General features: G+C 59.6%; 11 protein-coding genes and 1 tRNA gene. All 12 read left to right on the top strand.

Annotated features, from left to right (window positions below; all coding sequences use genetic code 11):
- Positions 1-26 precede the first annotated feature (26 nt).
- The 12 genes from fixJ (at position 27) to LJ360_RS07495 (ending at position 14451) form a co-directional block, all read left to right on the top strand.
- The gene (gene fixJ, locus LJ360_RS07440; RefSeq protein ID WP_264995742.1) at positions 27-653 is read left to right on the top strand and encodes a response regulator FixJ; all 627 of its coding nucleotides are present in this window, start codon (positions 27-29) and stop codon (positions 651-653) included.
- A 44-nt stretch (positions 654-697) separates the two neighbouring features.
- Positions 698-2317 carry a response regulator gene (locus tag LJ360_RS07445; RefSeq protein WP_264995743.1) on the top strand — a complete coding sequence of 540 codons (1620 nt, stop codon included), beginning with the start codon at positions 698-700 and terminating at the stop codon, positions 2315-2317.
- 130 nt (positions 2318-2447) lie between these two features.
- Positions 2448-2524: transfer RNA gene (locus LJ360_RS07450), tRNA-Asp, on the top strand.
- A gap of 367 nt (positions 2525-2891) precedes the next feature.
- Positions 2892-4958 carry an NADPH-dependent 2,4-dienoyl-CoA reductase gene (locus LJ360_RS07455; protein ID WP_264995744.1) on the top strand — a complete coding sequence of 689 codons (2067 nt, stop codon included), beginning with the start codon at positions 2892-2894 and terminating at the stop codon, positions 4956-4958.
- Between the two features lie 200 nt (positions 4959-5158).
- Entirely contained in the window at positions 5159-6427 is a 1269-nt protein-coding gene (locus LJ360_RS07460; protein WP_264995745.1) for a DNA repair protein, read from the top strand.
- A gap of 129 nt (positions 6428-6556) precedes the next feature.
- Positions 6557-7441 (top strand): NAD(+) kinase, encoded by an 885-nt coding sequence (locus LJ360_RS07465; RefSeq protein ID WP_264995746.1) that lies wholly within the window; start codon positions 6557-6559, stop codon positions 7439-7441.
- Positions 7442-7443: 2 nt separating this feature from the next.
- Positions 7444-8454: a metallophosphoesterase gene (locus LJ360_RS07470; protein ID WP_264995747.1), complete on the top strand. Its 1011-nt coding sequence runs from the start codon at positions 7444-7446 to the stop codon at positions 8452-8454.
- 5 nt (positions 8455-8459) lie between these two features.
- Complete coding sequence (locus LJ360_RS07475; RefSeq protein WP_264995748.1) at positions 8460-9323, top strand: rhomboid family intramembrane serine protease; 864 nt, start codon at positions 8460-8462, stop codon at positions 9321-9323.
- 167 nt (positions 9324-9490) lie between these two features.
- Positions 9491-9751 carry a YeaC family protein gene (locus LJ360_RS07480; protein WP_091849449.1) on the top strand — a complete coding sequence of 87 codons (261 nt, stop codon included), beginning with the start codon at positions 9491-9493 and terminating at the stop codon, positions 9749-9751.
- 7 nt (positions 9752-9758) lie between these two features.
- On the top strand, positions 9759-10598 hold the full coding sequence (locus tag LJ360_RS07485; RefSeq protein ID WP_264995749.1) for a DUF2797 domain-containing protein: 840 nt from the start codon (positions 9759-9761) through the stop codon (positions 10596-10598).
- Positions 10599-10602: 4 nt separating this feature from the next.
- Entirely contained in the window at positions 10603-13242 is a 2640-nt protein-coding gene (gene pepN, locus LJ360_RS07490; RefSeq protein ID WP_264995750.1) for an aminopeptidase N, read from the top strand.
- 216 nt (positions 13243-13458) lie between these two features.
- Entirely contained in the window at positions 13459-14451 is a 993-nt protein-coding gene (locus tag LJ360_RS07495) for a TAXI family TRAP transporter solute-binding subunit (RefSeq protein WP_091849453.1), read from the top strand.
- Positions 14452-14475: the final 24 nt, after the last annotated feature.

A 14475-nucleotide genomic window follows, 5' to 3' on the forward strand; every position in this document is an offset into this window, starting at 1 on the left:
GGCCAACCACCACAGGAGCGACAACAATGACAGACATCCAGCAAACCGTGTACGTGGTCGAGGACGACGAGGCGGTACGCGATTCACTGGAACTTCTGCTGAAGTCCGATGGCAAGCAGGTAAAAACCTACCCCAGCGCCACCGATTTTCTGGGCGATTATTCCGAGGAAATGGCTGGCTGTATCGTGCTGGATATTCGCATGCCGGGCATGGATGGCATGGAGCTGCAGAAAAAGCTCAATGCCCGTCACTCATTGTTGCCCATTATCTTTGTGACTGGCCATGGGGATGTACCCCTGGCGGTCGATGCCATGAAGGAAGGCGCAGTGGACTTCATCCAGAAGCCCTACCGTGAGGAGGCTTTGCTGGAAAAGATCGAGTCCGCCCTGGAGCAGGACCGGGAGCAGCGCAAGACCCTTGGTGAGCGCCAGGAGATTGTCCGCAAGATCAAGACCCTGACACCTCGTGAAACCGAGATCATGGAACGGATGATTGCTGGCCAGGCCAACAAGGTGATCGCCATTGAACTGGACATCAGCCAGCGCACCGTGGAGATCCACCGGTCCCGTGTTATGCACAAGATGGGGACGCACTCGCTGGCACACCTGGTTCGCATGGTATTGTCCGTAAAGGACCTTATCGACGTCGGATGAAATACGGCCCATCATCCCCGTACCTTTTCAACCGGCAGTAACCTATGACTGATCAGGCCAGTACCGAGCCTACGGTACTTCTCGTCGACGATAACGCCCAGAACCTCAAGGTCCTTTATGAAACGTTGAAGGACCGGGGTTATCGCCTGCTGATCGCCAACGACGGTGAAAAGGCCCTGAGCCTGGCACAGCGTCATCACCCCGAAGTCATACTGCTGGATATCATGATGCCCGACCTGGATGGCTACCAGGTCTGTGAACGTCTCAAGGCTGATCCGACGACGGCGGACTCTGCCGTGGTATTCCTGTCAGCGTTGGACGATGTTGATGCAAAGCTGCGGGGCTTCTCCCTCGGCGGTGCGGATTACATATCAAAGCCATTCCAGGCCCAGGAGGTCATTGCCAGGGTGGGTACCCACGCCCGGGTTATTCGCCTCGAGCGTGCCCTGCAGCAACGCAACCGGGAGCTGGAAAGTGATCAGAGCCGTATTCTCAATGCCATCAGCGAGGGCATCTATGGCCTGGACGCTGAGGGCAATATCGCCTTCGCAAACCCTGCAGCCAGTGTGATCAGTGGCTGCGGTGTGGAAGAGCTCATCGGGCAGAACTTCTTCGAGCTCCACTTCCGTCAGCCCCGGCCTTGCTCTGGTGCGCTCTGGGAGGAACCAGGTGAGCAAGCCGACACGCGCGATGGGGCAGAGCCCAGTGAGTCCGCGTTGCTTCCCGTCCAGGCCACCTGCAGTCAGGGTATTGCTGAACACCAGCGCAACGTCACCCTTTACCGGGCCGATGGCACCGCCTTTCCGGCGGAGTATCGCGCCACCCCGAAGAAAGAGGACGGACAGCTTACCGGCGCCGTGGTTGTTTTCCGTGACATCACGACTGAACTGGAAAGCGAACAGGCCCTGGAAGACGCCCGCAACATGGTTCAGGAACAGCGTGACCAGCTTGCCCATGCGTCCCGTATGGCCACCATGGGTGAAATGGCAGCGGGCTTTGCCCACGAGGTAAACCAGCCCCTCACCGCCATCACCAACTACGCCCGGGTTGCCCTGCGCATGCTCCGCACCGATGACCCTGATCCGGACTTGCTCTCCCAGACCCTTGAGAAAATCGAAGCCCAGTCCCACCGGGCCAGCGAGGTGGTAAAACGCATTCGCGGCTTTGTGCGTAAGCCGGCGGTAGGCAAGGAAGTGCTTTCTGTGGGTGGCTTGCTGGAAGAGACTCGCCTGTTTGCGGAAGTGGATGCCCGTAATAATGATGGTGGCGTCAACGTTCAGGTGGCTGACGACGTCCCGGATGTAGTGGCTGACCCCATTCAGGTTCAGCAGGTGGCCCTCAACCTGATTCGCAACGCCCTGGAATCCACCCGTAGCGCCGGTTCAAGGGAGCCGGTATCGGTGGCTGCCCGCATGCTTGACGATCACACGGTGCGGATTGATGTTCGCGACCATGGTGAGGGTCTTCCCGAGGATGCGGAGCAGAAGCTGTTTCTGCCGTTTTTTACCACCAAGCAGGAAGGTATGGGTATTGGCCTGACACTGTGTCGGTCACTGATTCAGGCCCAGGGTGGTGAGATCGGGTTCGAGCGTCCTGACGGTGCTGGTGCGGTCTTCTACTTCACGTTGCCAGTGGCTCCACCGAACCGGGAAACTAATTCTTAAAAGTTTTCAGCAAAAACGTTGACATGCCGGGAGCCATCTTTATAATGCGCCCTCGTTGTCACAGAGCAGTCAGGCAGGCTGTTCAGCTGAAATCTTCTCCTTCGGTTTCAGGTTAGTGGCAACCCAGCGCGGAGCGGTAGTTCAGCTGGTTAGAATACCGGCCTGTCACGCCGGGGGTCGCGGGTTCGAGTCCCGTCCGCTCCGCCATTTTTTCTCCTCTTTTGTTTTTGTTTTCTTCTCTTTATTTCCTATCTCCATTCTGGGACTTTTGCCGGAAGGTGGGCGATTTTTGTTCCGGAAACTTCTCTTCGGCTCTTGAGCTCTTGCGAGCAAATCTCTACTTTAGTCGGGCACTGGCAGCGTTGACTGACTACTTGCCTTGATTCCGTCAGGATCGATGGTCTTGGAGCAGGGGGCCGCCACCGGGGGTAACGTTCCGGGACACGCCGTGAATACGTCCATGTAGGCTCTTCAAAAACGTCCATGTTTTTGAAGGTCCCGGAACGTTACCCCCGGTGCCGACCCTCGATCTTTTGAGTTGCCCGCAAATAAAGAAAAGTTGAGAGACCCTATAATGACGACCTCCGCACAGCCGGGCAAAGCCCGCTACCCGCATCTTCTTGAACCCCTGGACCTGGGGTTTACCACCCTTCGTAACCGGACCCTGATGGGTTCCATGCACCTTGGCCTCGAAGAGCGCCCCAATGGTTTTGAGCGCCTGGCGGCGTTCTACGCCGAGCGGGCCCGAGGTGGCGCCGGCCTGATTGTGACCGGTGGTATTGGTCCGAACGTTGAGGGTTCCGTAGGGCCAGGCGCGGCGAAGATGACCACCGACGAAGAGTCCGATCAGCACAAGGTGATTACCCAGGCCGTGCACGAAGCCGACGGCAAGATCTGCATGCAGATCCTCCATGCCGGTCGCTACGCTTACCATCCGAAGCTGGTTGCACCCTCGGCCGTGCAGGCGCCGATCAACCCGTTTACACCCAATGAGCTCGATGACGCGGGCATCGAAAAGCAGATCGATGACTATGTGACCGCCTCTGTACTGGCTCAACGGGCTGGTTACGATGGCGTTGAGGTCATGGGTTCCGAGGGGTACTTCATTAACCAGTTTATTGTCGAGCGTACCAACAAGCGCACGGACCGCTGGGGTGGCAGCTATGAGAACCGTATTCGCTTGCCCATCGAGATTGTCCGCCGGGTTCGGGAGCAGGTGGGCCCGAACTTCATCATCATCTACCGTCTGTCCATGCTGGACCTGGTGGAAGAGGGCAGCACCTGGGATGAGGTGGTCCAGCTGGGTAAGGCCATTGAACAGGCTGGTGCGACCATCATCAATACCGGCATAGGTTGGCATGAGGCCCGGGTACCGACCATTGCCACCTCTGTGCCCCGGGGTGCGTTCACTGAGGTCACTGCGCGCATGAAGCGTGAAGTGTCCATCCCGCTGGTAACCACCAACCGCATCAACATGCCCGACGTGGCGGAGCAGATCCTGGCCTCCGGCGAGGCGGATATGGTGTCCATGGCGCGGCCTTTCCTGGCAGACTCTGACCTGGTACTGAAGGCGGCTGAAGATCGGGCCGACGAGATCAATACCTGCATTGGCTGTAACCAGGCCTGTCTGGACCACACCTTCTCCGGCAAGCTGACCAGTTGTCTGGTCAACCCGCGTGCCTGTTATGAAACCGAGTTGAACTACACGCCGGCGGGGCAGCCCAAAAAACTCGCGGTAGTCGGCGCAGGTCCTGCCGGCCTGGCGTTTGCTACGGCCGCCGCCCAGCGTGGCCACAAGGTGACGCTGGTTGACTCCGCTGATGAGATAGGTGGCCAGTTTAACCTGGCTAAACGCATTCCGGGCAAGGAGGAGTTCCACGAGACCCTTCGGTATTACCGGGTCATGCTGGACAAATTGGGTGTCGACGTCAGGCTGGGCGTGCGCGCTGATGCGGACATGCTGAAACAGGGCGGGTTCGACGAAGTTATCCTGGCGACAGGCATCAAGCCGCGTATCCCGGAAATTGAGGGTATCGACCACCCGAAAGTGATTGGTTACATCGACGCCCTGCTTGAGCGAAAGCCGGTCGGTAAGCGTGTTGCTGTCGTAGGCGCTGGCGGTATCGGCTTTGATGTGTCCGAGTTCCTGGTTCATCAGGGCAAGTCGGTGTCCCTGGACAAGCACGCGTTCATGAAGGAGTGGGGGGTGGACCTGTCGGTCGAGCACCGCGGTGGTGTTGAAGGGGTTGACCCGGATGTGACGCCGCCTGCCCGGGAAATCTGGCTGCTTCAGCGCAAGGCTTCCAAGGTCGGAAAGGGCCTCGGCAAGACCACCGGCTGGATTCACCGGTCGGCTCTCAAGATGAAAGGCGTTCACATGGTGCCAGGTGTTACCTACCGTCGTATTGATGACGAAGGGTTGCACGTTACCCTCGCTGGCAAGGACGGCTCCGGTGAGGATCGGGTGCTGGAGGTGGATACCGTTGTCATTTGCGCAGGCCAGGAGCCCCTGAGGGAACTGCAGGCCGAACTGGAGAACGCTGGCTTGCCGGTACACCTGATTGGTGGCGCCGACGTTGCAGCGGAACTGGATGCCAAGCGAGCTATTGACCAGGGTAGCCGACTCGCAGCCGCACTCTGACCATGATGCTGTCCGGGTGGGCCATGGTTAGCTGCCCGGGTGGCACTCAGTCACAAATTCGCACAGATCTGCGCTGCCGCAGAACGACACATCTGGCTAAAATGCGTCACAGCCTGCACACTGCTGTATCAGGTGCAAGGCCGTGACCCGTTGGGTGGCGGCATGATTGGTAACTCAGGTATTGCTCGGGGAGGCGTTGAATGGCTTTAGCCGATCCATCGGAAGACGGATACGCAGCGGTATTTCTGATGGATGGAATCGACGTCGCACGGCAGATGCGGGCGACGGAGTTTGACGCCTTCCTCGATGGCTATGTCGGGCTGTCAGATCTGGCGGATACCGATGTGCGGGCAGTCTTTGTCCAGATGGGCGATGACTTGCTGGTGCGTGGGCTGGTCTTTTTTCGTATCTATTTCGATGAGGAAGGCCGGGCCGATAGCCACTGGAACATCCCGGTAGAGTCCCTTGCCCAACAGGGTTCTGCAGGTCCGGATATGGGGGCGGGCCCGATTCGCCTGGTCTGTCGCAGCCGCTGCCCGGAAAAACGTTTCCGGTCTGAGTTGTGGGATCCGGACATGACACCGGGCTCCAACCACTTTCAGTCCATCCGCAAGGCCGTCGAGGCCAACCATCTCAAGTACAAGCGTAAGAACCGGGGTGGTGATGAACAGATCCCGGTTCTGAGGACCGCACTGGGAAAGCCCGATACAGATATTGCCGCCCAGGAAGCCGCCGCCCAGCGGAACCGCCTCGCCCATATCATTCGGGAGCAACGCCTGCGCATCAAGACCCTGCAGGGTGCCCACCAGGACTCACTGGCGGCCATGCAGCGGGAGCATCGCCTTGAGCGCCAGGCCTGGCAGGAGGAAAAGACCGAACTGGACAGGCAGCTGCAACGGGCGAAGCTGGAGTCCAGCAAGCTCAAGAAGCGCCTGGAACGCCGGAACCTGCAGGTCGGTGAGTTGCGTGAGCAGCTGGAAGAGATACAGGCGGTGGTTTCAGATGCTCCGGCCGGCCTCGAAGAGGCCGCGCAGGCAGAAGTGGTTTTGCTGCGGGAGCAACTGGACCGAAAGCAGCGGGAGCTGGATGGTCAGGTGCGGACCAACCACGAGCTGGAAAAGGCGCTTGGGGATGCCCGCAACCAGGCGCCAGATGAGGACACCATCGTGCGTCAGCTGCAGGACCAGAAGGTCTTCCTGGTGGGCTATCACCCCGGGGTAGGGCACCTTACCCTGCCATTTAGTGACCTGCGCAAATATTTCGACAATCCGACAGGTTACGCGGCCGGGAAGTGCGGTCTGTCCGAGCCTGCCTACCGTCGCTGGCTGGATCACTACGAAAACCCTGTCTGCCGCGCGTCGGGCAAACAGAAGGGCGACGTTTGCGGCCAGCCGGTGATGCGTATCGGCCGGCCAGCGGACTTCGAGCCTGGTGTCCATGACCGCTGCGAGCAGCACGCAGCCTCCTGATCCTTTGCTTCGGCGGGACAATCCTTTTCAGAATCCATGCGTAATTCGTTAAGATGGTAGGGCGCTTCTGATCAGCCCCGGGTTCTGGTCAGGGGTACACCCGCGCCACTGACCAGACTGAGAGCTTTAATGGATCAATTCAGGAATATCGGTGTTATCGGCCGCATGGGTAGCGTCAAGGTAGTTGAGACGCTGCGTGCACTCCGGAGCTATCTGCTCAGCGAAAACTACCAGGTGATCCTTGAGCAGGATACGGCTGGCATGCTTCCGGGCCATGGCCTGCAGGTGGCCAGCAAGAAGCTCATGGGGGAGATCTGTGACCTGGTTATTGTGGTCGGGGGCGACGGCAGCCTGCTGGGCGCCGCCCGGGAACTGGCCAAGTCCAAGATCCCGTTGCTGGGTGTCAACCGGGGGCGGCTGGGGTTTCTCACCGATATCTCACCGTCAGACCTTGAAGAGCGCCTTGGCGAGGTGTTACAGGGGGAGTACATTGAGGAAAACCGCTTTTTGCTGGACGGCAACCTGGAGCGGGACGGCCAGCCGTTGGGGTTTGGCAGCGCGTTGAACGATGTGGTGCTTCACCCGGGCAAGTCCACGCGGATGATTGGTTTCGACCTGTATATCGATGGTCACTTTGTCTACAGTCAGCGATCTGACGGCCTGATCGTTTCCACACCGACAGGCTCTACAGCCTACTCCCTCTCCGCCGGTGGTCCGATCATGCATCCGAAGCTGGATGCGGTGGTGCTGGTACCCATGTTTCCCCATACCCTTAGCAGCCGGCCAATCGTGGTGGACGGCAAGAGCGAAATCAAGCTGGTGATCGGTGACACCAATGAGACCTACCCCCAGATCAGCTTCGATGGCCAGATGGACATCGCCTGTGCTCCTGGGGACATCATCCGTATCACCAAGAAGCCTTTCAAAATCCGACTGATACACCCGAAGGATCACAACTTCTACGCCACCTGCCGCGAAAAGCTCGGTTGGGCCAGCGAGATAACAGCGAGTTGATCATGGCAAGTGCACGTTCGCCCTCACGGGGCTATGACATTATCGGCGACATACATGGCTGCGCCCATACCCTGGAGCACCTGCTGGAGCAGATGGGGTACCGAAAGATCAACGGTATTTACCAGCACCGGAAACGCCAGGCCATTTTTATTGGCGATATCATCGACCGGGGGCCGCGCATCCGTGAGGCCCTGCACCTGGTCCGTGACATGGTGGAGCATGGTTCGGCGCGGATCGTTATGGGCAACCATGAGTACAATGCCCTGGGCTATTGCACCCGAGCCCGGCCAGGCAGCGGCAAGACGTTCCTCAGGGAGCACAATGCCCGCCATGACCGGCTGATACGGGAGACCCTGGAGCAGTTTGATCGTTATTCCCATGAGTGGAATGAGTTCCTGGAGTGGTTCTACGACATCCCCCTGTTCATTGAGGAGGAAGAATTCCGGGCGGTTCATGCCTGCTGGGATGAGCGGTTGATTCGTCAATTCCTCGAAACCCAGGGCAGTCCCTGTATCGATGAGGATTTCCTCCATGCCTCGGCGGCTATCGAGTCGTTTGCCGGCCAGGTGATGGACACCCTGCTGCGGGGCACCGACCTGCCGCTGCCTGATGGCATGTCCATAACCGGCCGTGACGGTTACACCCGCAAGTTCTTCCGCACCAAGTTCTGGGCCGATGATCCCCGCACCTACGGCGATGTGGTATTCCAGCCGGATCCGTTGCCGGAAGACGTGGCCCGTCGCGAGTTGTCGGAGAAAGAGCGCCGGGAAATCCTGCGCTACCCGCGAGGTGAGCGGCCTGTTTTTGTGGGTCACTACTGGATGGAAGGCAAACCCGCCCCATTAAAGCCCAACGTAGCCTGTCTCGATTACAGTGCAGTGAAATACGGCAAACTGGTGGCCTATCGCATGGACGGCGAGCAGGAACTGCTGCCGGAAAAATTCGTCTACGTGAACGTGGAGCGGCCGGAACTCAGTGGCAGCTTCCAGACCGAAGACAGCGTGGCGAGGTAACGGCTTTGCATCGAATCAAGGAACTGGCCCCGGAAGCAGACCTGGCCGGGTTCAGCACCTGGCTGGGGCAGCAGGGGGTGCAGCATCGCATTACCCGGGAGCCGGACAGCCAGGTGCTGTGGCTGGCTCACCCAGAGCAGGCGGAGCCGGTACTGGCCGCGCTGGAGCAGTACATGCGGGACGAAAATGTAAGGGAGCGGGTAAACCAGGCCGGACGTGCGCCGGTTCGCGGAGGTCGTTGGCAGCCATCCCCCCGGCATGCGCCCCTGGTGTTCGCCATGATCGCAATCGCGGCGGTGGTGGCGTGGATGACTGGCCTGGGGGAGAACCTGGTATCCGCATGGTTCATGTATGTGGACCCCCGCTTCCATGACTGGCAGAGCTTTCAGGGTCGCCTGGCGGGGCTCACCGAAACCCTGGCGTCGGGGCAGGTCTGGCGGCTTATTACGCCGGATTTTCTGCACTTCAGCGTGATGCATATCCTGTTTAACGCCGTGATGCTCTGGTTTCTGGGTAGTCAGGTGGAGTGGATGGACGGCAAGGGGCGTTTCGTGACGCTGTTCCTGGTTACCAGCCTTGCCTCCAACACGCTTCAGTACCTGGTGTCAGGACCCTTGTTCGGCGGGCTTTCCGGAGTGGTGTATGGGGTGCTCGGCTATTGCTGGCTCAGCCAGCAGCGACAGCCCCGATTCCAGTTCCCGCCGGCCCTGGTGACCTTTGCGCTGGTGTGGATGATTATCGGGTTCACGCCCTTGCCGGAAGTGCTGGGTATCGGGCGCATGGCCAATGAAGCGCACCTGGGTGGTTTCCTGGGAGGCCTGTTGGTGGCGATGCTGGTGCCGCCGCCAGGACAGAGGCGCACGGTCTGAGCTGTGCCAGCCCGTTGTCAGACAAAAAAAGCCCCGCCAGTGGCGGGGCATTAAGTGAGCTCGAAGCTCCTGATGAGAGAGAACCAAATGAAACGACCGCGTCATTTGGTGAGATAATGATAATCATTTTCGTTTAAGGCTGTCAAACCCATTGCGGGAGTTTTTTCATGACTTACGAGGAATTAATTCAACGGCTCGATCCGACGGTCTACCAGAACCTGCGTCGAGCCATCGAACTGGGCAAGTGGCCTGATGGTCGCAAGGTAACCGACGAGCAGCGTCGGACATGCCTTGAGGCGGTGATCCACTACGAGCAGACCCACAATATCCCCGAGCCGGACCGGGTGGGGTATATCGAACGCAATAACTGTGGCTCCGAGTCATCCGGCAAGGATGAAGGGCCCGAGACCATCCGTATTGTCAGCTGAGGTACCCTTGAACCAACTGCACGAGGCCAGCGGCCGGCTGGTGAAAATGCCGGCGACGCCAGATCAGCCGGTGAGTTACCGGCTCAGGGTGGGTGACCAGGAACTGCCCCTGAACGAGTTGATGGGCCAAACCATCGAGATTGCCTACAGTGGCGAGATTCGCTGCATCCACTGCAACCGCAAGACCAGCAAAAGCTTCAATCAGGGGTATTGCTACCCCTGCTTCAAACGCCTGGCAGCGTGCGACACCTGCATCATGAGCCCGGAAAAGTGCCATTATCACCTGGGCACCTGTCGTGAACCGGAGTGGGGCGAAACCCATTGTATGACCGGTCATGTGGTTTACCTGGCCAACTCCTCCGGACTCAAGGTTGGTATAACCCGTGCCAGCCAGGTGCCTACCCGCTGGATCGACCAGGGCGCCGTAGCGGCGATACCCATGCTGCGAGTAGCCACCCGATACCTGGCCGGGCTGGTGGAAGTAGCCTGCAAGCAGCATGTGGCGGACCGCACCAACTGGCGAACCATGCTAAAGGGCGAAGCACCGGCGCTGGATCTGGTGGCCGAGCGGGCAGGGTTACTGGAACGTATTGCACCTGACCTGGACCGGCTGGCTTCCGAGCACGGGCCGCGCAGCATTGAAGTGGCTGATGACCCGCCCTGGCAGCTGGATTACCCGGTAGCCGCCTGGCCGCAGAAGATCAAGACCCACAACCTGGACAAGGAGCCCGTGGCAACCGGCGTGTTACAGGGCATCAAGGGCCAGTACCTGATGCTGGACACGGGCGTTATCAATATTCGCAAGTACACGGCCTACGATGTCCGTGTGCGGGTTCTGTCGGAGTAACACCATGCGTACAAGTCAACCGAAGACCATTTACCTCAGTGAATACCGGGTGCCGGACTTCCTGGTAGACCATGCTGACCTGCGTTTCGAGCTGTTTGAAGACGGCGCCCGTGTACACAGTAGCCTCAGCATCCGGCGTAATCCCGAAGCGCACGGGCAGGGCAGTCCGCTGGAGTTGAACGGAGATTCCCTGCAACTTCAATCCGTTCACCTGGATGGCCGTGAATTGGCAAAGGATGAGTACGAGGACCGGAGCGACCTTCTGGTGGTGCCTTCGGTACCGGATGCGTTCGAATTGCGGGTGGTGACCTGGATTGAGCCCCAGAACAACACTCGGCTTGAGGGCCTCTACAAGTCGTCCGGCATGTTTTGTACACAGTGCGAGGCCGAAGGATTCCGCTGCATCACTTTCTTCCCGGACCGGCCGGATGTGATGGCCCGGTTCCGTACCCGGATAGAGGCGGATAAGGCTGCCTACCCGGTGCTGCTGTCCAACGGTAACCCTGTCGACAGCGGTGAGCTGGATAACGGCCGCCACTTTGTGACCTGGGAAGACCCGTTCCCGAAGCCCAGCTACCTGTTTGCCCTGGTGGCCGGTGCCCTGGTGGAAAAAAACGATACCTTCCGCACCATGTCCGGCCGGGAGATCGACCTGCGAATCTACGTGGAGCCCCGCAACGCGGACAAGACCGCCCACGCCATGGACTCCCTCAAGCGCTCCATGCGCTGGGACGAGGAAACTTACGGCCGCGAGTACGACCTGGATATCTTCATGATCGTGGCGGTGGATGACTTCAATATGGGGGCCATGGAAAACAAGGGTCTCAACATCTTCAACTCATCCTGTGTGCTGGCCCGCCCCGAGTCGGAAACCGACATGGCGTTCCAGCGCATCGAGGCCATCGTGGCCCACGAATACTTCCATAACTGGTCCGGTAACCGGGTGACCTGTCGTGACTGGTTCCAGCTTAGCCTGAAGGAAGGCTTTACTGTATTCCGGGACTCGCAGTTCTCCGCCGATATGGGATCGCCCACGGTGAAGCGAATCGAGGATGCCACGCTACTGCGCACCGCCCAGTTTGCCGAGGACGCAGGCCCCATGGCCCATCCGGTGCGGCCCGCTTCGTACATGGAGATTTCCAACTTCTACACCCTGACCATCTATGAGAAAGGCAATGAAGTTGTGCGGATGATTCATACGCTGCTGGGCCCGGAACTGTTCCGCAAAGGCAGCGACCTCTACTTCGAGCGCCATGATGGCCAGGCGGTAACCACCGACGACTTCGTCCGCGCCATGGAAGACGCCAGCGGTCGTGATCTGAGCCAGTTCCGGCTGTGGTACGAGCAGGCGGGGACGCCGGTGCTAACGGTGGAAGATGACTATGACGAGGCCAGCCAGACCTATCGCCTGACGGTGGCCCAGTCAATTCCTGACACCCCTGGTCAGACCGGCAAGAAACCCCAGCACATTCCGTTCGCACTGGGACTGCTGGCTGCCAACGGTACCGATATCCCCCTCACCCTTGCTGGTGAGCACTCCGCCGGAGTGACCACCCGGGTGCTGGAACTGACAGAAAAGAGCCATACGTTTGAATTTACAGGTATCGCCAGCCGGCCGGTGCCGTCGCTGTTGCGTAACTTCTCGGCTCCGGTGCGGGTGAACTACCCCTGGACCCGCGACCAGCTGATGTTCCTGATGAGTCACGACAGCGATGGCTTCAACCGCTGGGACGCAGGTCAACGGCTGGCGGTGGAGGTGATCCGTGAACTGTCCGGTCATGCCGAAGCAGAAGTGGATCCACGGCTTGTCGAAGCCAGCCGCACGCTGCTGAATGACCGGGATGCGGACCAGGCGCTGGTCGCGAAGATGCTGCAGTTGCCCACCGAGGCCTACCTGATCGAGCTCGCAGACAAGCCCGACGTGCAGATTATTCACCATGCCCGTGAGCGGGTGGTGAAGGTGCTGGCTACCGCCCTGCGGGAAGAACTGCTGGACTGCTACCGTCGGCAGCAACCAGCCGAGCCATACCAGGTAACACCGGAAGATGTCGCCAGCCGAAGCCTGCGTAACATGGCCCTGTCCTGGCTGCTCCATATCGGCGATGAAGGGGCCCTCAGCCTGGCGCTGGGGCAGTTTGAAAGCGCGACCAATATGACAGACCAGGCCGGTGCCCTGCGGGCGCTGGTCAACTCTCCGTTTGAGGCAGAGCGGGGCCGGGCGCTGGAGGCGTTCTACCAGCGGTGGCACCAGGATCCACAGGTGGTGGAGCAGTGGTTCTCTATCCAGGCGGCCAGCCCGGTCACCGGCGACCTGCCGTCGGTGCGCCGTCTGCTGGAGCATGAGGCCTTTGACTGGAAAAACCCCAACAAGATTCGCTCTGTTGTCGGGGCCTTTGCGGGCCAGAACCTGGTGCACTTCCACGACCAGGAAGGTTCCGGTTACCGGTTCCTGGCCGATACCATCCGTCGCCTGGACGACAGTAACCCCCAGATCGCAGCCCGCCTGGCCGCACCACTGACCCGGTGGCGCAAGTTTGCCCCGGTCTACAGCGAAGGCATGCGCAAGGCGCTGGAATCGGTTCGTGACAAGGGTGGCCTGTCCCGGGATGTCTACGAGATTGTCCACAAGAGCCTGGCGGATTGAGGTTTCAGTGCGTCTGCGCACCATTAAAGGTCGCAGACTCAGATGGTTATCGGGTCTGCGGCTTTATTTTGGGCCCGATCTGGGCTATGTTCTGAAAAGCTGAGAATGTGACGTTTTGTTACGTCCCGCTGCCGGATTCCGGGCGAGGGTCGCGCTGTTTGCGGCCAGGCTGGCCGGAATCTGCTCCAAAAAATACGAATCAAGAAGGAATCGTTTATGGCAATCCGAACCGCACTGCGACTCAAAGCCTCCACCCTGGCCCTGGCCGCCTCCGTTGGTCTGGCCGCAGGCTCCATGTCGGTGTCCGCGCAGGAACAGCGCTTCGTGACTATTGGTACTGGCGGGGTTACAGGCGTCTACTATCCGGCCGGTGGCGCTATCTGCCGCCTGGTCAACATGGACCGCAAGGAACACGGCATTCGCTGCTCCGTGGAAAGCACCGGTGGCTCCGTGTATAACCTGAACGCCATCAGCCAGGGCGAACTTGACCTGGCGGTTGCGCAGTCTGACTGGCAGTACCATGCCTATAACGGCACCAGTGAATTCGAGGGCGCAAAGGTCGAGAAGCTGCGGGCAGTATTCTCGTTGCATCCGGAGCCGTTCACCGTTGTGGCCAGCAAGGGCTCTGGTATCAAGACCTTCGAGGACCTGGAAGGCAAGCGGGTTTCCGTGGGCAACCCGGGCTCCGGCCAGCGGGCCACCGCCGAGGTACTGATGGCAGAAATGGGCTGGGATATGGACAAGTTCTCCCTGGCCGCCGAGCTGAAGGCCGCCGAGCAGTCCCAGGCCCTGTGTGACGGCAATATTGACGCATTCTTCTACACGGTTGGTCACCCCTCCGGCGCCATCAAGGAGGCTACGACCTCCTGTGACAGCACCATCGTGGCCGTCGACAATGAGGCCACCAAAACCCTGGTCGAGGAACACCCCTACTATCGGGTAGCCACCATTCCCGGCGGCATGTACCGCGGTAACGAAGAAGACGTGAAGACCTTTGGTGTTGCGGCTACCTTTGTTACCTCTTCCGATGTGGACGAGGATGTGGTCTATGAAGTGGTCAAGGCCGTGTTTGAGAACTTCGACAGCTTCAAGCGCCTGCATCCGGCCTTTGGCAACCTGCAGAAGGAAGAAATGGTATCCGACGCCCTGAGTGCGCCGCTGCACAAGGGTGCCGAAAAGTACTACCGCGAGGCCGGCCTGATCGAGTGATCGGACTGAGTGCCTGAGCTGTAC

This window comes from Marinobacter sp. AN1 (assembly GCF_026013985.1).
GTDB lineage: Bacteria > Pseudomonadota > Gammaproteobacteria > Pseudomonadales > Oleiphilaceae > Marinobacter > Marinobacter segnicrescens.